Source organism: Serratia sp. NFX21 (assembly GCF_048517035.1).
Taxonomy (GTDB): domain Bacteria; phylum Pseudomonadota; class Gammaproteobacteria; order Enterobacterales; family Enterobacteriaceae; genus Serratia; species Serratia quinivorans.
In genome coordinates this window covers 1,564,460-1,586,261 of record NZ_CP183196.1, presented here as the reverse complement: position 1 = coordinate 1,586,261, position 21,802 = coordinate 1,564,460, and the positions used below count along the sequence as shown (strand labels likewise).

Below are 21,802 nucleotides of genomic sequence, written 5' to 3'. Positions count from 1 at the left end.
GTACAAAAAAAGACTGGCAAGTCCGAAATGACTTGCCAGCATAAGTTTTATCAATGGTTTTTGCGATACATCACTATTTTGCCGCTACCGGCAGTGCACCGAAGGCCGGATTGAGCAACGCAAGGTCCAAAACTTCATCAATTCGCTGCACCGGATGAATAACCAGATCGGCAATAACATTGGCCGGGATCTCTTCCAGATCGCGCTTGTTTTCATACGGGATCAGCACGGTTTTGATACCGCCGCGATGCGCCGCCAGCAGTTTCTCTTTCAGGCCACCAATCGGCAGAACCTGACCACGCAACGTGATCTCACCGGTCATCGCCACATCGGCACGAACCGGGTTGCCCGTCAGGCAGGAAACCAGCGCGGTGCACATCGCAATACCGGCGCTTGGGCCATCCTTAGGTGTAGCGCCTTCCGGCACGTGCACGTGGATGTCACGCTTCTCGTAAAAATCAGGGTTAATTCCCAATTTATCCGCGCGCGCACGCACCACGGTCAGTGCAGCCTGGATAGATTCCTGCATCACTTCACCGAGCGAACCGGTGTAGGTCAGCTTACCTTTGCCCGGTACGCAGGCGGTTTCAATGGTCAGCAGATCGCCACCCACTTCCGTCCACGCCAAGCCGGTAACTTCACCCACGCGGTTTTCGGTATCCGCACGGCCGTAGTCGACACGTTGTACGCCCAGGTAATCCTTCAGGTTGTCGCCATTGATCTCGATATGCTTGAGCTTCTTGTCCATCAGCAGCGTTTTCACCGCCTTACGGCACAGCTTGGAGATTTCGCGCTCCAGGCTACGCACCCCGGCTTCACGAGTGTAGAAGCGGATAATACCGGTAATGGCGCTGTCGTCGACCGTCAGTTCACCTTTTTTCAGGGCGTTACGCTCAAGCTGCTTCGGCAACAGGTGCTGCTTGGCAATATTGAGCTTCTCGTCCTCGGTATAGCCAGACAGACGGATCACTTCCATACGATCCAGCAACGGCGCAGGAATGTTCATCGAGTTCGAGGTCGCCACGAACATCACGTCGGACAGATCGTAATCCACTTCCAGATAGTGATCGTTAAACGCCACGTTCTGTTCCGGATCCAACACCTCAAGCAGTGCAGAGGCCGGATCGCCACGCATGTCGGAAGACATCTTGTCGATCTCATCGAGCAGGAACAGCGGGTTTTTCACCCCAACCTTGGCCATTTTCTGGATCAGTTTGCCCGGCATTGAACCGATATAGGTACGGCGGTGACCACGGATTTCCGCTTCGTCACGCACGCCACCCAACGCCATACGCACATACTGGCGGCCGGTCGCTTTAGCGATCGACTGGCCCAACGAGGTTTTACCCACGCCAGGAGGCCCTACCAGACACAGGATCGGCCCTTTGATTTTGCTTACGCGGCTCTGTACTGCGAGATACTCAAGAATACGGTCTTTGACGCGCTCCAGGCCGTAGTGATCGATATCGAGCACTTCCTGCGCCTTGAGCAGGTCTTTTTTAACCTTGCTGCGTGCATTCCACGGCACCTGCAGCATCCAATCGATGTAGCCGCGCACTACGGTTGCTTCCGCAGACATTGGCGACATCATTTTCAGCTTTTGCAGTTCCGCTTCGGTTTTTTCACGCGCGTCTTTCGGCATTTTCGCCGCTTCGATCTTGCGCTTCAGCGCTTCATGCTCGTCCGGCGCATCGTCCATCTCGCCCAGTTCTTTCTGAATCGCCTTCATCTGCTCATTCAGATAGTACTCGCGCTGACTTTTTTCCATCTGTTTTTTGACGCGATTGCGGATGCGTTTCTCAACCTGAAGCAGGTCGATTTCCGATTCCATCATCGCCATCAGGTATTCAAGACGTTCGGTGATGTCGAACATCTCCAGTACCGACTGCTTGTCGCTGAGCTTCAGCGGCATGTGCGCGGCGATGGTATCCGCCAGGCGCGCAGCATCGTCGATGCTGTTCAATGACGTCAGCACCTCCGGTGGAATTTTCTTGTTCAGTTTGATGTAGCCTTCAAACTGATTGATTGCAGTGCGTACCAGCACTTCTTGTTCACGCTCGTCAATCGCGGGTGACTCAAGATATTCTGCCTGGGCAGCAAAATGCTCGCCGCTGTCGGAAAGCGTAGTAATACGCGCCCGCTGCAGGCCTTCGACCAGCACTTTTACCGTGCCATCAGGCAATTTCAGCATTTGCAGGATCGACGCTACCGTGCCGACTGAGAACAAATCATTAATGCCAGGTTCATCCGTTGAGGCCTCTTTCTGTGCCACCAGCATGATCTTTTTATCGTGATCCATTGCTGCTTCGAGGCACCGAATCGATTTTTCCCGGCCAACAAATAACGGGATCACCATGTGCGGATAAACCACCACGTCGCGCAACGGCAACACGGGGATTTCAATGCGTTCGGAACGCTCAGGGTTCATAGAGCTCTCTCTTAAGTTTAACTTCCGCCAGGTTGAGGGGGAATCTCATGAGACGCAAGCATCAAACGTTTCATAAAATCTGGTTAATGAGTATATGGGGATGAATCTCTTACATTCAACGGCAAGAACGCAGGAAATAAAAATGGGGGATAAAATCCCCCATTTTGACATTAACTTTCTGGTTTGACTGGCGAATTATTCGCCTGAAGCCTGTGCTTCCGGTTTGCCGTAAATCAGCAACGGTTTGGACTGGCCGGCGATAACCGACTCGTCGATCACCACTTTGTCGACGCTGTCCATTGAAGGCAGGTCATACATGGTGTCCAGCAGCGCGCCTTCCACGATAGAACGCAGGCCACGTGCACCGGTTTTGCGTTTCATCGCCTTTCTGGCGATGGCGTTCAGTGCTTCTTCACGGAATTCCAGCTCCACACCTTCCAGATTGAACAATGCCTGATACTGTTTGGTCAGGGCATTTTTCGGCTCTTTCAGGATCTGGATCAGCGCATCTTCGCTCAACTCACTCAGCGTGGCCACGACCGGCAGACGGCCGATGAACTCAGGGATCAGGCCAAACTTGATCAGATCTTCCGGTTCAGCCTGCAGCAGCAGTTCGCCTTCGGTCGCTTTCTCAGACTCACCCTTCACGGTGGCGCCAAAACCAATACCGGAACCGGTATTAACGCGCTGACCGATCACTTTATCCAGGCCGGCAAATGCGCCGCCACAGATAAACAGGATTTTCGAGGTATCAACCTGCAGGAATTCCTGCTGCGGATGCTTGCGGCCCCCCTGAGGAGGAACGGCAGCAATAGTGCCTTCGATCAGCTTCAACAGCGCCTGCTGCACGCCCTCACCCGAAACGTCACGGGTAATGGACGGGTTGTCTGACTTACGAGAAATCTTATCGATTTCATCGATATAGACGATGCCGCGCTGGGCTTTCTGCACGTCGTAGTCACATTTCTGCAGCAGCTTCTGGATAATATTCTCCACGTCCTCACCCACATAACCGGCTTCGGTCAGCGTGGTGGCATCGGCCATGGTGAAAGGCACATCCAGGAAGCGTGCCAGCGTTTCCGCCAGCAAGGTTTTACCGCTACCGGTAGGACCAATCAGCAGAATGTTGCTTTTGCCCAACTCGATACCGTTGCTGGTATCGCCGTTGCGCAGGCGTTTGTAGTGGTTATACACCGCTACCGCCAGCACTTTCTTCGCCGGTTCCTGACCGATGACGTAGTCATCCAGGTGGTGGCGGATCTCATGCGGCGTCGGCAGCGCGCTGCGCTCACGATGCGGTGAAACTTCTTTAATCTCTTCGCGAATAATGTCGTTACACAGGTCAACACATTCATCGCAGATATACACTGACGGACCGGCAATCAGCTTACGCACTTCATGCTGGCTTTTGCCGCAGAAAGAGCAGTACAGCAGCTTTCCTGAACCGTCTTTGCGCTTATCTGTCATCAGTAAACCTCTTCTTTAGTCTTTGTCCCGCAGGAAAATCACGGCGGCCGTGCGCCCCGAATTCATACCAGGAATGCCGATAATGCTCACCAGAGCGAGCCACGCCCGCTCTGATTACTATAGTCTATCGGCTCGCACAATTACCTCGCCAGCCGCGTGGTGTTACTTGCGGTGCGTCAGAATGCCGTCAACCAGACCGTATTCTACCGCTTCTTCCGCGGTCATAAAGCGATCGCGCTCGGTATCGCGTTCGATCTGCTCCAGTGTCTGGCCGGTGTGTTCTGCCATCAGCTCATTCATACGCGCCTTCACCTTCAGGATTTCACGCGCATGGATTTCGATATCCGTCGCCTGGCCCTGATAGCCGCCCAGCGGCTGGTGGATCATCACACGTGAATTCGGCAGACAGAAACGTTTGCCCTTGGCACCCGCAGTCAGCAGGAAGGAACCCATCGAGCACGCCTGGCCCATACAAATGGTGCTGACGTCCGGCTTGATGAACTTCATGGTGTCATAGATTGACATGCCTGCGGTGATCACGCCACCCGGGGAGTTGATGTAGAGGAAAATGTCTTTTTCCGGGCTTTCTGCTTCGAGGAACAGCATCTGCGCCACAATCAGGTTGGCCATGTGATCTTCGACCTGGCCGGTCAGGAAAATAATGCGCTCTTTCAGCAGGCGGGAATAGATGTCGTAAGAACGCTCCCCGCGTGAAGTCTGCTCTACCACCATCGGCACCAGGGCCATGTTAGGTGCAAATTGATCTCGTTCGCCACTGTATGACATTACCGTCTCCTAATAGAAATTGCCTTGGCGGCCAGGGTTACACCCTATTACACCGATTCTACTTGAGAACGGTCATGATGACTATGCTCAAGCATTCGACCCACGCCACACGTACCCGACGGTTTTTTTTATCCCGCGCACTCTGGCAAACAGCCTATACCCGTCATCTTTCAAGTCACAGCGTTGTTACCTGCACTCGCTCACCCCAGTTACTTACTCGAGTAAGCGCCTGGGGATGAGCGAGCTGGGCGCCTAGCTGTAACTTGAAAGCTATAGGGTATACATATACTTTTTACAGATTGGGGCCACAGACAGAATTTCAAGCCCGGCAGAGTATTTTTAGCGGTTATCCTGCACACCCTGACAGCAGGTGATAACCATCATGCCAGACTGTGCCAAGAGCAACAGTGTAAATATAGTGCATATTGTCACGCTTAACCTGAGATTAATCAGCAACGTGGCAAAAAGAAAAGCCCGCAACCGAAGGTTACGGGCTTTTTTAACGCCAGAGCCGGCAAGCCGGCCCTGAGAGCGCAACAAGTTGCGCTCTGGCGTACAGACATTACGCCTGTTGAGTCTGGTTCATCAGCTCGCTGAAGGTAGTGGCTTTCTCAGTCACTTTCGCTTTTGCCAGCAGGGCTTCAACCGCTTGTTCTTCCAGAGCAACGTTGCGCATGTTGTTCATCAGCTCTTTGTTTTTGCTGTAGAATTCAACAACTTCACTTGGATCTTCGTAAGCGGAAGCCATTTCTTCGATCAGCGTTTTAACGCGATCTTCGTCAGCTTTCAGATCGTTGGTGCTGATCACTTCGCCCAGCAGCAGACCGACAACTACGCGACGCTTGGCCTGCTCTTCGAACAGTTCGCGTGGCAGTTCCAGCGCTTGCTTCTCGTTGCCGCCGAAACGCTGTGCAGCCTGACGGCGCAGAACGTCAACTTCGCCGTCGATCAGCGCAGCAGGAACGTCGATTTCGTTAGCGCTGACCAGGCCGTCGATTGCCTGAGTCTTGATGCGGTTACGCACTGCACCTTTCAGCTCGCGCTCCATGTTTTTACGCACTTCAGCACGCAGGCCTTCGGTAGAACCATCAGCCACGCCGAAACGTTTGATGAATTCTTCAGTCAGCTCTGGCAGCTCACGCTCTTCCACTTTCTTCAGAACGATAGCGAACTTAGCCGCTTTGCCCTTCAGATTTTCAGCGTGGTAATCTTCTGGGAAGTTAACGTCGATGGTGAACTCTTCACCGGCTTTATGACCGACCAGACCTTCTTCGAAGCCTGGGATCATGCGGCCCTGGCCCATAGCCAGTACGAAGTCAGAGGCTTTGCCGCCTTCAAACTCTTCACCGTCGATAGAACCAGAGAAGTCAACGGTCACACGGTCTTCAGCCTGAGCTGCGCGATCGGTTTCTTTCCAGGTCGCCTGCTGCTTGCGCAGGGTGTCCAGCATGGTGTCAACGTCAGCGTCGTTAACTTCAACCACCGGCTTCTCAACTTCGATGCCGTCCAGGCCTTTCAGCTCAACTTCTGGATACACTTCGAACTCAACGGCGAAAGTGAAGTCTTCACCTTCTTTGTACTCGCCCGGCACGTAGTTTGGCGCGCCAGCCGGATTGATCTTTTCTTTGATGATCGCATCAACGAAGCTGCGTTGCATCGCATCGCCCAGTACGTCTTGACGAACGGAAGCGCCATAACGTTGCTCAACGATGTTCATCGGTACATGGCCTTTACGGAAGCCATCGATACGAACGCTTTTTGCAGCGTTGATCAGCTCTTTTTTAATAGCCTGCTTGATTGTATCAGCGGGTACAGTAATAGAGAGACGGCGCCCAAGGCCTTGAGTGGTTTCTACTGAAACTTGCATCTTGTTACCTCAAAAAAATCACAGTGCTCGGTCAACTCCGTTCGAAGAACCAGGACGGCTACATTACAGAACCGAGTTTCCTGATGACAGAAGTGTCCCGAAACCATTCCGGAAAAATAAGACGCGACATTATAGCGGCGCAAGCGGAGCGAGTCGAGGAAAGCAAGGCAGCGGCGGCGCGCTAAAACTCACACTTTTGCCGATTTGATCGCCAAAAGGCCGCCGAAGCCGACCCGGCCTTGGCTGCATTGCGCATCGGCTGTGTCGTCGTCAAAAACAGAAACGGCCCGCAGGCCGTTCCAAAATTCGTCTGTAGTAATACCCCAAATCGTGGTCAAAGTTCCACTGATACCGCAAATTTAGCCGTCAGGCCAAGGTTCCGGCACCACGACAAGGGGGGGAAGCCGGCACGGTATCCTGCAGCCCTTCCCACTCTTTCAGGGTATAAGTGTGCAACGCCAGCGCATGTACACCATCGGATAACTCTTCCGACAGGACGCCGTAAATCGAGCGATGCCGCGTCAGGAAACGTTCGCCAACGAAGCGATCGCTGACCAACACCACCTTGAAATGACTTTCTGAACCCGCCGGAACGTTATGACGATAGCTTTCATCAACGACTTCCAGATACGCGGGCTCAAATGCCGCCCTTAACTTTGCTTCTATTTGCTCGCGAATCATAGGATCTCCTTACTACACCGGCAGAGGACCGTCCCCATCTATTTCAATATTAGCCTCTTTCTCCCCTTTTAGACCATTGCGCAGGTAAATTTCTCTTCTTTGCGGACAAAAAACGGCCAACATCCGCCGCCGCTTGAGGTTTTTCTGATTGAGACGGTCAAAAAAGCATGTTTTTATCAACGGCAGGTAAAAATTTGTCACTCCGGTGCGTTCTGCGCTTCCTCCGGCCGGCGGCGATGCTATGATGTCGACAATTTGTTGTTGGCTATCCCGCTCTGATTATTACAGAAAGCTTGCTCAAGCCAGCCTCTCTATATTGGGATTGGGCAGCTTAAAATCCATCGAGAATGAGACAGTAACTATGTTAAAGAAACTTTGCCTTCCACTGTTGGCCGCACTGCTGCTGGCCGGCTGTGCTACCAGCAGCAACACCCTGAACGTGACTCCAAAGATCGTATTGCCGCAGCAGGACCCGACTCTGCAAGGCGTCACCATCAGCATTAACGGCGCGGATCAGCGCAAAGATCAGGCCCTGGCCAAAGTTAACCGCGACGGCCAGCTCGTAACGCTGACGCCATCACGCGACCTGCGCTTCTTGCTGCAGGAAGTGTTAGAGAAACAAATGGGCGCACGCGGCTATATGATCGGTGCCGACGGCGCCGTTGATCTGCAAATCGTGGTGAATAACCTGTACGCAGACGTCTCCGAAGGCAACCTGCGCTACAACATCACCACCAAGGCCGATATCTCGATCATCGCTCAGGCGAAAAACGGCAATAAGCAGGTGAAAAACTACCGCTCAACTTATAACGTCCAGGGCGCCTTCACGGCAACCAACGATAAAATTACTAACGCGGTCAATAGCGTGTTGGGTGACGTTATTGCCGATATGGCGCAGGACACCAGCGTCAACGACTTTATCAAGCAAAACGCGCGTTAATCCGCGAACGCCTTGCACCGCCCGGACAGTCGGGCGGTGCAGACAGGGAACTCATGTCGAAACACTATCTGAACCTCTTCACCCAGCGTAACTCCGCGATCCTGCTGCTGCTGGGCTTTGCCTCGGGTCTGCCACTGGCGCTGACCTCCGGCACGCTGCAAGCCTGGATGACCGTCGAAGGCATCGATCTGAAAACCATCGGCATTTTTTCGCTGGTCGGTCAGGCCTATGTGTTCAAATTCCTGTGGTCGCCCTTTATGGACCGCTATACCCCGCCATTCCTCGGTCGCCGACGCGGCTGGCTACTGATCAGCCAGGTGCTGCTGGTAGTATCGATTGTGGCGATGGGCTTTATGCAACCGGCACAGCATCTGTGGTGGCTGGCAGCATTGGCGGTATTGGTGGCGTTCTGTTCTGCGTCGCAGGATATTGTTTTCGATGCCTATAAAACCGATCTGCTGAGCGCTGAAGAACGCGGCACCGGTGCCGCCGTTTCGGTTCTGGGCTACCGCCTGGCGATGCTGGTGTCCGGCGGGCTGGCGTTGTGGCTGGCGGATCGTTACTTCGGTTGGCAGTCAACCTACTGGCTGATGGCCGGACTGATGCTGATCGGCATCGCCGCTACTTTGCTGGCACCGGAACCGGACGACAGCATTCCGGCACCGCGTACCATGGAACAGGCGGTAGTCGCCCCGTTGCGTGATTTCTTCGCGCGTAACAATGCCTGGCTGATTTTACTGCTGATTGTGATGTACAAAATGGGCGATGCCTTTGCCGGCAGCCTGAGCACCACCTTCCTGATCCGCGGCGTTGGGTTCGATGCCGGGGAAGTGGGGCTGGTGAACAAAACTCTCGGCCTGTTCGCCACTATCGTCGGGGCGCTGTTTGGCGGCGTGCTGATGCAACGTCTCAGCCTGTTCCGCGCCCTGATGCTGTTCGGCATCCTGCAGGCGGTCTCTAATCTCGGTTACTGGATACTGGCCGTTACCGATAAAAACATCATGACGATGGGCAGCGCTATCTTCCTGGAAAACCTGTGCGGCGGCATGGGCACCGCCGCCTTCGTTGCGCTGCTGATGACGCTGTGCAACAAATCATTTTCCGCCACCCAGTTTGCCCTGCTGTCGGCGTTATCCGCCGTCGGCCGCGTCTATGTTGGCCCGATTGCCGGCTGGTTTGTCGAAGCGCACGGCTGGCCGCTGTTCTATTTATTCTCGATAGCCGCGGCCCTGCCCGGTCTGTTGCTGCTGCGCCTGTGTCGACAGACGCTGGAATATACCCAGCGCACGGATAACTTCATGCCGCGCACCGAATTCCGGCAGTTTTACCGCTGGGCGTTGCGTATGCTGACCCTGGGTTGCTCATTGCTGGGCCTGTGGCTGATTCTGCTTATCACCAACGCACTCGACTGGAGCGCCTTGCCAAACCTGGCCGATCGGTTACTGCAGATGGGTGCAGCGCTCAGCCTGGTGGGCATTGTCATGGGCAGCCTGTTGGACTATCTGGCGTTGCGGCGTACCCGGCTGGCCTGATATCGTCGGCCGGTGGTAACACCGGTCGGCAAAAATGCATCAGTGTGATGTATTTATTTAGTTAAAAAATATAATTCCCGTCCAAATTATTTTTTTATCCGAGTGTGGCGCTCGGGAAATAAAATTAAATTCACCTTTAAGACACAATTCTTTTACATTAAATAAACCTTTCATTCGTATTTCCAAAAAGCGTTTTTACCTGCTGGATTCATCATACCTTTAGTTTTCCTTAACATACGAATTGCCCGGCACGATTCAGCGTGCCAACGCTTTGTTGCCATTAGTAAATTGTCACGCAACGTGACATCTGTGACCCCCTTAACAGAAAGTGTCAACAAGGCGCTGACACTCCCTTAAGCATGTTTACAGTACTGCAACCTTCCCGTAAAATGCCCGCACACATGAAACGACAATAGAGCCTTTGTAATTGAGGTCGTTAGATGAGACTTAAGAAATACAATAAAAGTATTGGGATGTTGTCATTAATTGCCTCCACTGTAATGCTCAGTGGTTGCAATATGGTATTGATGAATCCCAAAGGAGCAATTGGTGTTGAGCAACGGACACTGATTATCACTGCTATCGCATTAATGCTGATCGTGGTGATACCAGTTATCTTTATGGCGTTCGCCTTTGCCTGGAAGTACCGTGCTTCCAACAAAGATGCCAAATACAGTCCGAACTGGTCACATTCCAACAAAATCGAAGCGGTCGTCTGGACCATTCCTATCATTATCATCGCCATCCTTGGCACCATAACCTGGAAGACTACCCACGAACTTGATCCGTTCAAGCCGATTGTCACTGACAAGAAGCCGATGACTATCGAAGTGGTGTCGCTCGACTGGAAATGGCTGTTTATCTACCCGGAACAAGGCATCGCAACGGTTAATGAACTGGCTTTCCCGAAAGACGTTCCAGTTGAATTCAAAATCACCTCTAACTCGGTAATGAACTCGTTCTTTATCCCTCAGTTAGGTGGGCAGATTTATGCGATGGCCGGGATGCAGACCAAACTGCACCTGATCGGCAATGAAGCAGGCAAATACGACGGTATTTCCAGCAGCTTCAGCGGTCGCGGGTTCTCCGGCATGAAGTTCACCGCCATTGTCACCCCAACCGAAGGCGACTTCGATCAGTGGGTTGCCAAGGTGAAAGCATCGCCGACTAACCTTAACGCCACCAGCGACTTTAACAAACTGGCAGAGCCGAGTGAAAATAACCCGGTTGAGTACTTCTCCAGTGTCAAACCGAATTTGTTCAAAGAAACTATTGGCAAATTTATGGGCGACATGAACATGCACAAGGGCGCTACCACGCACGAAGGTATGGACATGAGCCAGGGTATGGACATGGGTGAACATGCAGCTCACGCCGGAGCCGAGGAATAACTGATGTTGGGAAAATTAACGATTGATGCGGTTCCGTACCACGAACCGATCATCATGGTCACCGTTGCTGCAATTGTTATCGGGGGTCTGGCTCTGCTGGCTCTGATAACCTATTTCGGCAAGTGGAAATGGCTATGGAGCGATTGGCTGACTTCGGTCGACCATAAGAAAATTGGTATCATGTACATCATCGTGGCAATGGTTATGTTGCTGCGTGGTTTTGCCGATGCCATCATGATGCGTAGCCAGCAGGCGCTTGCGTCCGCCGGCGAGGCCGGATTCCTGCCGCCGCACCACTACGACCAGATCTTTACCGCCCACGGCGTAATCATGATCTTCTTCATGGCGATGCCTTTCGTGGTCGGCCTGATGAACGTGGTTGTACCCTTGCAAATCGGTGCGCGCGACGTTGCCTTCCCGTTCCTGAACTCCCTGAGCTTCTGGTTCTTCGTGGTGGGTGTCGTCCTGATCAACATCTCTCTGGGGGTGGGTGAGTTTGCGCAGACCGGTTGGCTGGCGTATCCGCCGCTGTCGGGTAAGGAATACAGTCCTGGCGTCGGGGTCGATTACTGGATCTGGAGTCTGCAGATTTCCGGTCTGGGTACCCTGTTGACCGGTGTGAACTTCTTCGCCACCATCATGAAGATGCGTGCTCCTGGCATGCCTCTGATGAAGATGCCGGTGTTCACCTGGGCGGCGCTGTGTACTAACGTCCTGATCATCGTTTCTTTCCCAATTCTGACTGTTACCATCGCGTTGCTGACCCTGGATCGCTACCTGGGCTTCCATTTCTTTACCAATGATATGGGCGGCAACATGATGATGTACATCAACCTGATTTGGGCCTGGGGTCACCCAGAGGTGTATATCCTGGTTCTGCCAGTGTTTGGTGTGTTCTCTGAAGTCACCGCGACCTTCTCAAGAAAACGCCTGTTCGGCTATACCTCACTGGTATGGGCAACCATCGCGATTACCGTTCTGTCGTTCATCGTATGGCTGCACCACTTCTTTACCATGGGGTCCGGCGCGAACGTTAACGCCTTCTTCGGTATCGCCACCATGATCATTTCCATCCCTACCGGGGTGAAAATCTTCAACTGGCTGTTCACCATGTACCAGGGCCGCATTCAGCTCAACTCCGCAATGCTGTGGACCATCGGCTTCATAATCACCTTCTCCGTGGGTGGGATGACCGGCGTTCTGCTGGCAGTACCGGGCGCGAACTTCGTGCTGCACAACAGTCTGTTCCTGATTGCCCACTTCCATAACGTGATTATCGGTGGTGTGGTGTTTGGTTGCTTCGCCGGCCTGACCTACTGGTTCCCTAAATCCTTCGGCTTCACGCTGAACGAGACCTGGGGTATCCGTGCGTTCTGGTTCTGGATCATCGGTTTCTTCGTGGCCTTTATGCCACTGTATGCTCTGGGCTTTATGGGTATGACTCGTCGTATCAGCCAGAACATCAACCCAGAGTTCCACCCACTGCTGCTGGTCGCGGCTGGTGGCGCGGCTCTGATTGCCTGCGGTATCCTGTGCCAACTGATTCAGATTTACGTCAGTGTGCGCGACCGTGAGCAGAACCGTGATCTGACCGGTGACCCATGGGGCGCTCGTACGCTGGAGTGGTCTACTTCGTCTCCACCGCCGTTCTATAACTTTGCCGTAGTGCCGCAGATTCATGACCGTGATGAATTCTGGGACATGAAAGAAAAAGGCAACGCTTATAAGAAACCGGCGAAATACGAACCGATTCATATGCCGAAAAATACCGGTGCCGGTGTGATTATTGCTGGCTTCAGCCTGGTATTTGGTTTCGCGATGATCTGGGACATCTGGTGGATGGCGATCGCTGCCTTCGTAGGTATGATCGTGACCTGGATTGCCAAGAGCTTCGATGAAGATGTTGATTACTATGTGCAGGTTGATGAAATCGAGCGCATTGAAAACCAACACTATGAACAAATCAGCAAAGCAGGCGTGAAACATGTCAACTGATACTCTGACTAACCATGACGCAGCCCATGCAGAGCATGGGCACCACGACGCAGGTGAGACCAAAGTCTTCGGATTCTGGATCTACCTGATGAGCGACTGTATTTTGTTTGCGAGCTTGTTCGCGACTTATGCAGTACTGGTGAACGGGACCGCTGGCGGTCCCTCTGGCAAAGACATCTTCGATCTGAAGTTTGTTCTGGTTGAAACCTTCCTGCTGTTGTTCAGCTCCATCACCTACGGTATGGCGATGATCGGCATGAACAAAGGCAAGGTTGGCAGCGTTAATACCTGGCTGTTCCTGACCTTCCTGTTTGGTCTGGGCTTCGTAGCGATGGAAATCTATGAATTCCATCACCTGATCGTTGAAGGCTATGGTCCGGATCGCAGCGCGTTCCTGTCCGGCTTCTTCGCACTGGTTGCTACCCACGGTCTGCACGTGACTACCGGTCTGGTTTGGATCGTTATCATGATGATTCAGGTCAGCAAGCGCGGCCTGACTTCAACCAATAAAACCCGTCTGATGTGCCTGAGCCTGTTCTGGCACTTCCTGGACGTGGTTTGGATCTGCGTATTCACCGTTGTTTACCTGCTGGGGGTTATGTCATGAGTCATTCATCCCATGAAACTTCTCACGGCGGCGCAAGCCACGGTAGCGTCAAGACCTATCTGATCGGCTTTATTCTGTCGATCATCCTGACGGTGATTCCATTTGCGATGGTGATGAGCGGCACCGCCTCTCATTCAACTATCCTGGCGGTTGTAGTCGGCATGGCGGTGATTCAGGTTGTTGTTCACCTGATTTACTTCCTGCACATGAATACCTCATCGGAAGAGCGCTGGAACCTGGTGGCATTGCTGTTCACCGCTATGATCATCGGTATCGTTGTTGTGGGTTCACTCTGGATTATGTACAACCTCAACATCAATATGATGGTCGATTAAGAGCAGAGCTGGACGTGATGATTAAGCAATACCTGCAAGTAACTAAACCAGGAATTATTTTCGGCAATTTAATTTCTGTCGTCGGGGGATTCCTGCTCGCCTCTAAAGGGAGCATCGACTATCCCCTGTTTCTCGCCACCCTGGTGGGGGTCTCGTTGGTTGTCGCTTCGGGCTGTGTATTTAACAACTACATTGACCGCGACATCGACAAGAAAATGGAGAGAACGAAGAATCGGGTGCTGGTTAAGGGCCTGATCGCGCCGAGTGTAAGCCTGGTTTATGCTACCGCTCTGGGTATTGCGGGCTTTGCGTTGCTGTATATCGGTGCCAACCCGCTGGCCATGTGGCTGGCGGTGATGGGCTTTGTGGTTTATGTCGGTGTTTATAGCCTGTACATGAAACGCCACTCGGTCTATGGCACGCTGATCGGCAGCCTGTCGGGCGCTGCGCCACCGGTTATCGGTTATTGCGCAGTCACCAACGAGTTCGATGCCGGCGCGTTGATCCTGCTGGCTATCTTTAGCCTGTGGCAGATGCCGCATTCCTATGCGATTGCCATCTTCCGCTTTAAAGATTACCAGGCAGCCAACATTCCGGTCCTGCCGGTAGTGAAAGGCATTTCGGTGGCGAAGAACCACATCACGGTCTACATTGTGGCGTTTATGATTGCCACCCTGATGTTGACCCTGGGCGGCTACGCCGGCTACAAATACCTGATTGTCGCTGCGGCGGTGAGCGTATGGTGGCTGGGCATGGCACTGCGTGGTTACAAAACCGAAAATGACAGCGTTTGGGCACGCAAGCTGTTTGTGTTCTCGATTGTTGCCATCACTTCGCTGAGCGTAATGATGTCTATCGACTTCAGCGCGACAGCCGCGCCGGAAGCGTTGATGACGTACGTCTGGTAAGCCAAATCGTCTGTGAATGGGCCGCTTTAGCGGCCCATTTTATTTGTCTCGCCAAAATGCCGGCGAACTGTAATATCTGTTAAACAACATTAGATTTACCCCCCCTGCCCTTCACACTAAAATGACGCTTCTTTCACAGAAGCTATCCCCTCAGGCGTTATCACCGATAGCCTGACGGAATGGCTTTTAATGAGGTTTTAATGAACGATAATGCAATGACCCCGCTGGAGAGACGAGCGACCTGGGGATTAGGCACGGTATTCTCACTGCGCATGCTGGGCATGTTTATGGTGTTGCCGGTACTGACCACCTACGGTATGGCGTTGAACGGCGCCAGCGAAACGTTGATCGGTATCGCCATCGGTATTTATGGCCTGGCGCAGGCGGTGTTTCAGATCCCCTTCGGCCTGATATCCGATCGTATCGGCCGTAAACCGTTGATTGTCGGCGGGCTGCTGATCTTTGCGCTGGGCAGTGTCATTGCCGCCGCGACCGACTCCATCTGGGGGGTGATCCTCGGCCGGGCATTACAGGGCTCCGGCGCTATCGCCGCGGCAGTGATGGCACTGCTGTCAGACCTGACCCGGGAACAAAACCGTACCAAGGCAATGGCGTTTATCGGCGTCAGCTTCGGTATTACCTTCGCTATTGCCATGGTGGTCGGCCCGATCGTTACCCACGCCTTTGGCCTGCATGCGCTGTTTTGGATGATTGCCGTGCTGGCATTGGCCGGCATCGTGATCACTCTGGCGGTGGTTCCTTCCGCCAGCCACCACGTGCTGAACCGGGAATCGAGCATCGTACGCGGCAGCTTCAGCAAGGTGCTGAGCAACTCCCGGCTGTTGAAGCTCAATTTCGGCATCATGTGTCTGCATATCCTGCTGATGTCCAGCTTCGTGGCGCTGCCGCTGGCGATGGAAAAAGCCGGCTTGGCGCCGAGCGAACACTGGATTGTCTATCTGGTCACCATGCTGGTTTCTTTTGCTGCCGTGGTGCCCTTTATCATTTATGCCGAGAAGAAGCGCCGCATGAAGCAGGTCTTTATGGGTTGCGTAGCGGTGTTGTTCTGCGCGGAAGTGCTGCTGTGGCTGTCCGGCGCGCACCTGTGGGGCATCATTGCCGGCGTGCAGCTGTTCTTTATGGCGTTTAACGTCATGGAAGCCATTCTGCCTTCGCTGATCAGCAAAGAGTCTCCGGCCGGCTACAAGGGTACGGCGATGGGGGTTTACTCCACCAGCCAGTTTATCGGCGTGGCGATCGGCGGCAGCCTGGGTGGCTTGCTGTATGGCCTGCAGGGTGCGGGGCTGGTGTTTATCGCCGGGGCGGTGTTGGCGGCAATCTGGTTTTTGGTCAGCAGTACCATGCAAGAACCGCCTTACGTCAGCAGCCTGCGTATTACGCTGTCGGAACTGGCCGTGAAGGATTCGGCACTGGAAAGCCGCCTGAAAGCCCAACCGGGCGTGGCGGAAGCGATAGTGGTGCCGGAAGAGCGCAGCGCCTACGTGAAGGTCGATACCAAACAAACCAACCGAGTCCAATTGGAAGCGCTGGTGAATTCACTGTAAAGAAAAGGGCCAGCAAGCTGGCCCACGTTTGATAATAAAGTTGTTTTTAGCCCGAGATACCCGGGCCTAGCGCACCGAGGGGCCATTATGGGACACGTCCGTGTGTCCCACCCTACGGGCCGACTGGAAGTCGTTCCAATTTGCTCCCAGCAAATTGGTCGGCAGCCAAGGCTGCTACGACCCCTTCGGCACGCTCTCCCTAATAACTGGCTTTGTCGGTGCTAATGAAACCTTAATCGCGGAAGTTCTTGAACTGGAACGGCTGTCCGAGATCGGCACCGCGCACCAGCGCCATCACGCCCTGCAGATCGTCGCGTGATTTACCGGTTACCCGCACTTCATCGCCCTGAATCTGTACCTGGACCTTCAGCTTGCTGTCTTTGATCAGCTTGACGAGTTTCTTCGCCTGGGCACTTTCAATCCCCTGCTTCAGCTTGGCATCCACACTGTAGGTTTTACCGCTGTGAGTCATTTCTTCCGGGATCTCGAGTGCGCTGCCTTCAATGCTGCGCTTGCTGAGCTTTTCACGCAGAATATCGAGCAACTGCTGCACCTGGAAATCAGACTCACTGGCAACTTTAATGCTTTCGTCTTTTTCGTTCAGCTCAAAGCTGGCCGGCACGTTGCGGAAATCCCAACGGGTGCCCAGATCGCGCGTGGCGTTCTCGACGGCGTTACGCACTTCCTGCATATCAATTTCGGAAACAATGTCGAAAGATGGCATACTTCTTCCTCCTGAATGAGAGCCTAATGGGATAGGCGATTTCGATGCCGAGCATGATAACCGCTTTAGCGTCTCAGGCAAAATCGGCTGAAGCTAGCGGCGGATAAGCCGCCGAACAGCAGAAAAGTCTATAATTATAAGACAGTCATTGAGCGATATTCCCGTTACCCCAAGGAGTCTGGATGAAAATAACTATTCTTGGTTGCGGCGCGCTCGGACAACTGTGGCTCTCCCGGCTTTATCAGCAGGGTCACGATGTACAGGGATGGCTACGGGTGCCACAACCCTTCTGCGCAGTGAACGTGATTGAGCCGCAAGGCGCTTCGTTCAACCGTAATTTACCCACCAACGACCCCGAACATTTAGCCCAGAGCGAACTGCTGCTGGTCACCTTGAAAGCCTGGCAGGTATCGAGTGCGGTCAGCACGCTGCTGCCAAAATTGAACCCACGCTGCGCGATCCTGCTGCTGCATAACGGCATGGGCACCCAGGACGAACTGCCGGCGAACAACCAACCGATACTGCAGGGCACCACTACCCATGCGGCGCGTCATGACGGCAGCACTATTATCCATGTCGCCAGTGGCACCACCCATATCGGCCCGACATCACCGGCGGCGCAATCACTGAGCCACCTGGCAGAAGTGCTGCATCAGGCCCTGCCTGACGTCGCCTGGCACAATAATATCGCCTCGGCGAACTGGCGCAAGCTGGCGGTCAACTGCGTGATCAACCCGCTCACGGCGCTGTATAACTGCCGTAATGGCGATCTGCAACGCTATCCCGAACAAATCGAGCTTATCTGCCGCGAGGTCTCCAGCGTGATGGAAATGGAGGGCTACCACACCTCATGCGAGGGTTTGCAGCAGTACGTCATGGAAGTGATCCACAGCACTGCGGACAACGTTTCTTCAATGCTGCAGGATATCCGCACCCAGCGACACACCGAAATCGACTACATTACCGGTTACCTGCTGCGCCGCGCGCGTAGCCACGGCGTGACTCTGCCAGAGAACGCACGTCTGTTTGAATTGATTAAGCGAAAGGAAAATGAATATGAGCGTATCGGCGCTGGTCTGCCTGGCACCTGGTAGCGAAGAAATCGAAGCCGTCACCACCATTGATCTGCTGGTGCGGGCGGGCGTTAAAGTGACTACCGCCAGCGTAGCGGGCGATGGCGACCTGACCATCGTCTGTTCACGCGGGGTAAAACTGCTGGCCGATGCACCACTGGTGTCGATTGTGGACGAGCCTTTCGACGCCATAGTGCTGCCCGGTGGCCTGAAAGGTGCCGAGTGCTTCCGCGACAGCCCGCTGCTGGTGGAGAAAGTGCGTCAGATGCACCTGCAGGGCAATATTGTCGCCGCCATCTGCGCAGCACCGGCGCTGGTGCTGCAACACCACGATCTGTTCCCCATTGGCAATATGACCGGGTTCCCGGGGCTGAAAGAACAGATCCCGGCCGACCAATGGATAGAAAAACGTGTGGTGTTCGATCCGCGCGTTAACCTGCTCACCAGCCAGGGGCCGGGAACTTCAATGGAGTTTGCGCTGAAGCTGATTGATTTGCTGCTGGGGAAAGCCAAAGCGGCGGAGATCGCCGCTCAGCTGGTATTGATACCTGGAATGTACGACTTCCGCGATTAAATCACGGGGGCTGCAGTGCGCCCCCTGAATTAATTATGGGCGGTAAACCTTAACATTGGTGAAGCCTTGCTCCAGCAGGTACAGCGCCTGCAGGCGGCTCATCACGCCGCGCTCACAGTACAGCAGGTAAGTTTTGCTCTGATCCAAATCGCCAAACTGGGTGCTGAGCTTGTAGAACGGCAGCGGTTTCACCTCAACCTGATCCAGCTTCAGCGGTTTATCTTCCTGCTCGTCGTTAGAACGAATATCCAGAATCACCTGGTCAGCATCGAACTCCGCCACGGTTTCGACTTCGGTAACCTGCTCCTGAGTCTGCTCGGCGATGGTGCGAATATCCACGTTCTTGGCTTCGCTAACCACACGGTCAAGAATGCTGAAATCAAAGTGCCCTTCTTCTTCTTCGATCTTGGCTTTAATCGCCTTCACCGTCGGGCTTTTCGAGATCACACCGCAGTATTCCGGCATGGTCTTGGCGAAGTCCTCGGTGCCGATCTCACGCGCCACTTTGATGATGTGCTCTTTGTCGTGGGAGATCAGAGGACGCAGGATCAGCGTATCGGACGCGTTGTCGATCAGGCGCAGGTTAGTCAGCGTCTGGCTGGATACCTGCCCCAGCGCTTCACCGGTCACCAATGCCTGCACGCCATAACGCTCGGCAATCTGCGAAGCGGCACGCACCATCATGCGCTTGAGCACTACGCCCATCTGGCCGTCTTCGACCTTCTCCAGGATCTCGCCAACCACAGGTTCAAAATCGATAGCGATAAAGCGCACCTTGTGCGAACTGGCAAAGCGGTTCCACAGGTAGTGAGCTACCTGGCGCACGCCAATTTCATGCGCCGCGCCGCCCAGATTGAAGAAGCAATAATGCACACGGCAACCGCGGCGCATCAGCATATAGCTGGAAACACCCGAGTCGAAACCACCGGAAATCAGCGACAGCACGTCTTCCTGAGTGCCTACCGGGTAGCCGCCGATGCCTTCACGGCGGGCTTTCACCAGCATCAGCTTGTCGTTTTCGATTTCCAGGTTAACCGTCACCTGCGGATGCGACAGCTTAACGCGCGCGCTTTCAATATGCTGGTTCAGACCGCCACCGACGTAACGCTCCACGTCCTGCGAATTGAAGTCCTGCTTGCCGCGACGCTTAACGCGTACACAGAAGGTCTTGCCTTCCAGTTGCTCGCGGTAGGCTTCCAGCGTCTGCTCGAAAATATGGTGGATATCGGTATAGTCGCGGTCTTCCACTTCCAGAATGTGGTGGATACCGGGAATGCGCGTCAGCGCGTCGGCAATCACCGGCCGCTGGTTTTCATCTTTAGCGCGAACTTCGATATGATCCCAGTGACGGACAACCGCCAGTGTTTCATCATACTGCTTCAGGACGTTGCGAATACTGGTCGAGAGGATCTTGATAAAGCGCAAGCGCACAGATTGGCTCTTGATGGTGATTTCCGGGAACAATTTAATGATAAACTTCATGGCGGTCTTTATTGTCAGAATTACGAGGGAAAAGGATTTACAATGTATATGCGATTGATAAAACCAACGGGGCTGCCGAATGTTTTATCAATCGCATTTGCGGCGCCGAGTATACCACTATCTGGTGGAGCTCGGTGCACAAAACCACACTTGTGCGCCATGATTTGCCAATCAAGACCCGCTAAGATAGGCTCTGGCGCCACTGTTCACATGATGATGTAAAAAGAAAATTATGCCAAAAAAACCTGCACAATCAGACAGTACAGAGCAAAGCGTCAGCTTTGAAAGCTCCCTTAGCGAGTTGGAAAGCATCGTCACGCGTCTGGAATCGGGTGAGTTACCGCTGGAAGACGCGCTCAATGAGTTCGAACGCGGCGTACAGTTGGCACGCCAGGGCCAGCAGAAACTGCAGCAGGCGGAGCAACGCGTACAAATTTTGCTTAACGACAGCGCCGATGATGCCGCGCTGACGCCTTTCACACCGGATGCCGAGTAATCACCATGTCCGAGACTGTCCAACAGACCGCCTTTTCTGACCAGTTGCAGGCTTTACGCCAGCGGGCCGACCGCACGCTGCTTAATTTTATCGCGCCACTGCCGTTCAATGATGGCAACATGGTGGCGGCAATGCGTCACGGCGCGCTGCTGGGCGGTAAACGTCTGCGTCCGTTCCTGGTGTACACCACCGGGCAGATGTTTGGCGTATCACTGAATAATTTGGATGCGCCCGCCGCTGCGGTAGAATGCATTCACGCCTATTCTTTGATCCATGACGATCTGCCGGCGATGGACGACGACGATCTGCGTCGCGGTCAGCCGACCTGCCACATCAAATTTGGTGAGGCCAACGCCATTTTGGCCGGCGATGCCCTGCAAACGCTGGCATTTTCCATTCTGGCCGATGCCGAGATGCCCGACGTGGCACTGCGCGACCGGCTGGCGATGATATCCGAACTGGCAACCGCCAGCGGCGTTGCCGGCATGTGTGGCGGCCAGTCGCTGGATCTGGAAGCCGAAGACCGGCAGATTGGTCTGGAAGCGCTGGAGCAAATCCATCGACACAAAACCGGTGCCTTGATTCGCGCAGCCGTTCGCCTTGGGGCATTAGCCGCCGGTGAGCCTGGCCGCGCCGCACTGGTACAGCTTGATCGCTACGCCGCTGCGATTGGCCTGGCGTTCCAGGTGCAGGATGATATTTTGGACGTGGTCGGCGAAACCGAAAAAATCGGTAAACGCCAGGGGGCGGACCAGCAACACGGAAAGAGCACCTATCCAGCTTTGCTCGGGCTTGACAGCGCGAAAGCAAAAGCGTGGGATCTCTATCAGGAAGCTTTAGCTGCATTAGACACTTTGGCAGCACAATCTTATAACACAGCGCCATTGCGAGCGTTAGCCAGCTTCATTATTGAACGCGACAATTAACGTGTGACGTTAACTCCTCTGATAT

The 21,802-nt window shown here is 53.9% G+C and carries 19 protein-coding genes; 12 read left to right on the top strand and 7 right to left on the bottom strand.

The annotated features are described in order from the left end of the window. Positions 1 to 73 precede the first annotated feature (73 nt). The 5 genes from lon to bolA form a co-directional block, all read right to left on the bottom strand. Entirely contained in the window at positions 74 to 2,428 is a 2,355-nt protein-coding gene (gene lon / locus ACNT1W_RS07435; RefSeq protein ID WP_012005537.1) for an endopeptidase La, read from the bottom strand. A 195-nt stretch (positions 2,429 to 2,623) separates the two neighbouring features. Continuing rightward, on the bottom strand, positions 2,624 to 3,895 hold the full coding sequence (clpX, locus tag ACNT1W_RS07430; protein ID WP_012005536.1) for an ATP-dependent protease ATP-binding subunit ClpX: 1,272 nt from the start codon (positions 3,893 to 3,895) through the stop codon (positions 2,624 to 2,626). A gap of 162 nt (positions 3,896 to 4,057) precedes the next feature. Then, positions 4,058 to 4,681, bottom strand: coding sequence for an ATP-dependent Clp endopeptidase proteolytic subunit ClpP (gene clpP / locus ACNT1W_RS07425; protein WP_012005535.1), 624 nt, complete (start codon positions 4,679 to 4,681; stop codon positions 4,058 to 4,060). Between the two features lie 562 nt (positions 4,682 to 5,243). Next, positions 5,244 to 6,548 carry a trigger factor gene (tig, locus tag ACNT1W_RS07420; protein ID WP_012005534.1) on the bottom strand — a complete coding sequence of 435 codons (1,305 nt, stop codon included), beginning with the start codon at positions 6,546 to 6,548 and terminating at the stop codon, positions 5,244 to 5,246. A 366-nt stretch (positions 6,549 to 6,914) separates the two neighbouring features. Next, positions 6,915 to 7,229, bottom strand: coding sequence for a transcriptional regulator BolA (gene bolA / locus ACNT1W_RS07415; RefSeq protein WP_012005533.1), 315 nt, complete (start codon positions 7,227 to 7,229; stop codon positions 6,915 to 6,917). A 361-nt stretch (positions 7,230 to 7,590) separates the two neighbouring features. Here bolA and ACNT1W_RS07410 point away from each other — a divergent pair, with 361 nt between their 5' ends. The 8 genes from ACNT1W_RS07410 (at position 7,591) to ACNT1W_RS07375 (ending at position 16,502) form a co-directional block, all read left to right on the top strand. Then, positions 7,591 to 8,169 (top strand): lipoprotein, encoded by a 579-nt coding sequence (locus ACNT1W_RS07410; RefSeq protein WP_012005532.1) that lies wholly within the window; start codon positions 7,591 to 7,593, stop codon positions 8,167 to 8,169. A gap of 53 nt (positions 8,170 to 8,222) precedes the next feature. After that, positions 8,223 to 9,701: a muropeptide MFS transporter AmpG gene (ampG, locus tag ACNT1W_RS07405; protein ID WP_012005531.1), complete on the top strand. Its 1,479-nt coding sequence runs from the start codon at positions 8,223 to 8,225 to the stop codon at positions 9,699 to 9,701. A 440-nt stretch (positions 9,702 to 10,141) separates the two neighbouring features. Beyond that, on the top strand, positions 10,142 to 11,092 hold the full coding sequence (gene cyoA / locus ACNT1W_RS07400) for a cytochrome o ubiquinol oxidase subunit II (RefSeq protein ID WP_026142235.1): 951 nt from the start codon (positions 10,142 to 10,144) through the stop codon (positions 11,090 to 11,092). A gap of 3 nt (positions 11,093 to 11,095) precedes the next feature. Continuing rightward, the gene (cyoB, locus tag ACNT1W_RS07395; protein WP_012005529.1) at positions 11,096 to 13,087 is read left to right on the top strand and encodes a cytochrome o ubiquinol oxidase subunit I; all 1,992 of its coding nucleotides are present in this window, start codon (positions 11,096 to 11,098) and stop codon (positions 13,085 to 13,087) included. Further along, complete coding sequence (locus ACNT1W_RS07390) at positions 13,077 to 13,694, top strand: cytochrome o ubiquinol oxidase subunit III (protein WP_012005528.1); 618 nt, start codon at positions 13,077 to 13,079, stop codon at positions 13,692 to 13,694. The genes cyoB and ACNT1W_RS07390 overlap by 11 nt, the downstream gene beginning before the upstream one ends. After that, a complete protein-coding gene (locus ACNT1W_RS07385) occupies positions 13,691 to 14,029 on the top strand; it encodes a cytochrome o ubiquinol oxidase subunit IV (protein WP_012005527.1) in 339 nt (112 codons plus the stop codon). The genes ACNT1W_RS07390 and ACNT1W_RS07385 overlap by 4 nt, the downstream gene beginning before the upstream one ends. 17 nt (positions 14,030 to 14,046) lie before the next feature. Then, the gene (gene cyoE, locus ACNT1W_RS07380) at positions 14,047 to 14,937 is read left to right on the top strand and encodes a heme o synthase (protein ID WP_012005526.1); all 891 of its coding nucleotides are present in this window, start codon (positions 14,047 to 14,049) and stop codon (positions 14,935 to 14,937) included. A 200-nt stretch (positions 14,938 to 15,137) separates the two neighbouring features. Beyond that, positions 15,138 to 16,502 carry an MFS transporter gene (locus ACNT1W_RS07375; RefSeq protein WP_129938623.1) on the top strand — a complete coding sequence of 455 codons (1,365 nt, stop codon included), beginning with the start codon at positions 15,138 to 15,140 and terminating at the stop codon, positions 16,500 to 16,502. 232 nt (positions 16,503 to 16,734) lie between these two features. On the opposite strand, the gene ACNT1W_RS07370 is transcribed toward ACNT1W_RS07375, so the two are convergent. Then, a complete protein-coding gene (locus ACNT1W_RS07370; protein ID WP_012005524.1) occupies positions 16,735 to 17,226 on the bottom strand; it encodes a YajQ family cyclic di-GMP-binding protein in 492 nt (163 codons plus the stop codon). Positions 17,227 to 17,408: 182 nt separating this feature from the next. Here ACNT1W_RS07370 and panE point away from each other — a divergent pair, with 182 nt between their 5' ends. Both panE and yajL read left to right on the top strand, forming a co-directional pair. After that, on the top strand, positions 17,409 to 18,320 hold the full coding sequence (gene panE, locus ACNT1W_RS07365) for a 2-dehydropantoate 2-reductase (RefSeq protein ID WP_419246587.1): 912 nt from the start codon (positions 17,409 to 17,411) through the stop codon (positions 18,318 to 18,320). Beyond that, positions 18,283 to 18,873, top strand: coding sequence for a protein deglycase YajL (yajL, locus tag ACNT1W_RS07360; protein WP_012005522.1), 591 nt, complete (start codon positions 18,283 to 18,285; stop codon positions 18,871 to 18,873). The genes panE and yajL overlap by 38 nt, the downstream gene beginning before the upstream one ends. Before the next feature lie 33 nt (positions 18,874 to 18,906). On the opposite strand, the gene thiI is transcribed toward yajL, so the two are convergent. Next, positions 18,907 to 20,355: a tRNA uracil 4-sulfurtransferase ThiI gene (gene thiI / locus ACNT1W_RS07355; protein ID WP_012005521.1), complete on the bottom strand. Its 1,449-nt coding sequence runs from the start codon at positions 20,353 to 20,355 to the stop codon at positions 18,907 to 18,909. 232 nt (positions 20,356 to 20,587) lie between these two features. Here thiI and xseB point away from each other — a divergent pair, with 232 nt between their 5' ends. Together xseB and ispA are read left to right on the top strand one after the other, a co-directional pair. Continuing rightward, positions 20,588 to 20,851: an exodeoxyribonuclease VII small subunit gene (gene xseB, locus ACNT1W_RS07350; RefSeq protein WP_012005520.1), complete on the top strand. Its 264-nt coding sequence runs from the start codon at positions 20,588 to 20,590 to the stop codon at positions 20,849 to 20,851. 5 nt (positions 20,852 to 20,856) lie between these two features. Next, positions 20,857 to 21,777, top strand: a complete 921-nt coding sequence (gene ispA / locus ACNT1W_RS07345) for a (2E,6E)-farnesyl diphosphate synthase (protein WP_115183140.1) — start codon at positions 20,857 to 20,859, stop codon at positions 21,775 to 21,777. Positions 21,778 to 21,802 lie beyond the last annotated feature (25 nt).

Excerpts from the sequence above, each read along its gene's own strand:
- lon (WP_012005537.1), bottom strand. The coding sequence starts at position 2,428 with ATGAACCCTGAGCGTTCCGAACGCATTGAAATCCCCGTGTTGCCGTTG.
- clpX (WP_012005536.1), bottom strand. The coding sequence starts at position 3,895 with ATGACAGATAAGCGCAAAGACGGTTCAGGAAAGCTGCTGTACTGCTCT.
- clpP (WP_012005535.1), bottom strand. The coding sequence starts at position 4,681 with ATGTCATACAGTGGCGAACGAGATCAATTTGCACCTAACATGGCCCTG.
- tig (WP_012005534.1), bottom strand. The coding sequence starts at position 6,548 with ATGCAAGTTTCAGTAGAAACCACTCAAGGCCTTGGGCGCCGTCTCTCT.
- bolA (WP_012005533.1), bottom strand. The coding sequence starts at position 7,229 with ATGATTCGCGAGCAAATAGAAGCAAAGTTAAGGGCGGCATTTGAGCCC.
- ACNT1W_RS07410 (WP_012005532.1), top strand. The coding sequence starts at position 7,591 with ATGTTAAAGAAACTTTGCCTTCCACTGTTGGCCGCACTGCTGCTGGCC.
- ampG (WP_012005531.1), top strand. The coding sequence starts at position 8,223 with ATGTCGAAACACTATCTGAACCTCTTCACCCAGCGTAACTCCGCGATC.
- cyoA (WP_026142235.1), top strand. The coding sequence starts at position 10,142 with ATGAGACTTAAGAAATACAATAAAAGTATTGGGATGTTGTCATTAATT.
- cyoB (WP_012005529.1), top strand. The coding sequence starts at position 11,096 with ATGTTGGGAAAATTAACGATTGATGCGGTTCCGTACCACGAACCGATC.
- ACNT1W_RS07390 (WP_012005528.1), top strand. The coding sequence starts at position 13,077 with ATGTCAACTGATACTCTGACTAACCATGACGCAGCCCATGCAGAGCAT.
- ACNT1W_RS07385 (WP_012005527.1), top strand. The coding sequence starts at position 13,691 with ATGAGTCATTCATCCCATGAAACTTCTCACGGCGGCGCAAGCCACGGT.
- cyoE (WP_012005526.1), top strand. The coding sequence starts at position 14,047 with ATGATTAAGCAATACCTGCAAGTAACTAAACCAGGAATTATTTTCGGC.
- ACNT1W_RS07375 (WP_129938623.1), top strand. The coding sequence starts at position 15,138 with ATGAACGATAATGCAATGACCCCGCTGGAGAGACGAGCGACCTGGGGA.
- ACNT1W_RS07370 (WP_012005524.1), bottom strand. The coding sequence starts at position 17,226 with ATGCCATCTTTCGACATTGTTTCCGAAATTGATATGCAGGAAGTGCGT.
- panE (WP_419246587.1), top strand. The coding sequence starts at position 17,409 with ATGAAAATAACTATTCTTGGTTGCGGCGCGCTCGGACAACTGTGGCTC.
- yajL (WP_012005522.1), top strand. The coding sequence starts at position 18,283 with ATGAGCGTATCGGCGCTGGTCTGCCTGGCACCTGGTAGCGAAGAAATC.
- thiI (WP_012005521.1), bottom strand. The coding sequence starts at position 20,355 with ATGAAGTTTATCATTAAATTGTTCCCGGAAATCACCATCAAGAGCCAA.
- xseB (WP_012005520.1), top strand. The coding sequence starts at position 20,588 with ATGCCAAAAAAACCTGCACAATCAGACAGTACAGAGCAAAGCGTCAGC.
- ispA (WP_115183140.1), top strand. The coding sequence starts at position 20,857 with ATGTCCGAGACTGTCCAACAGACCGCCTTTTCTGACCAGTTGCAGGCT.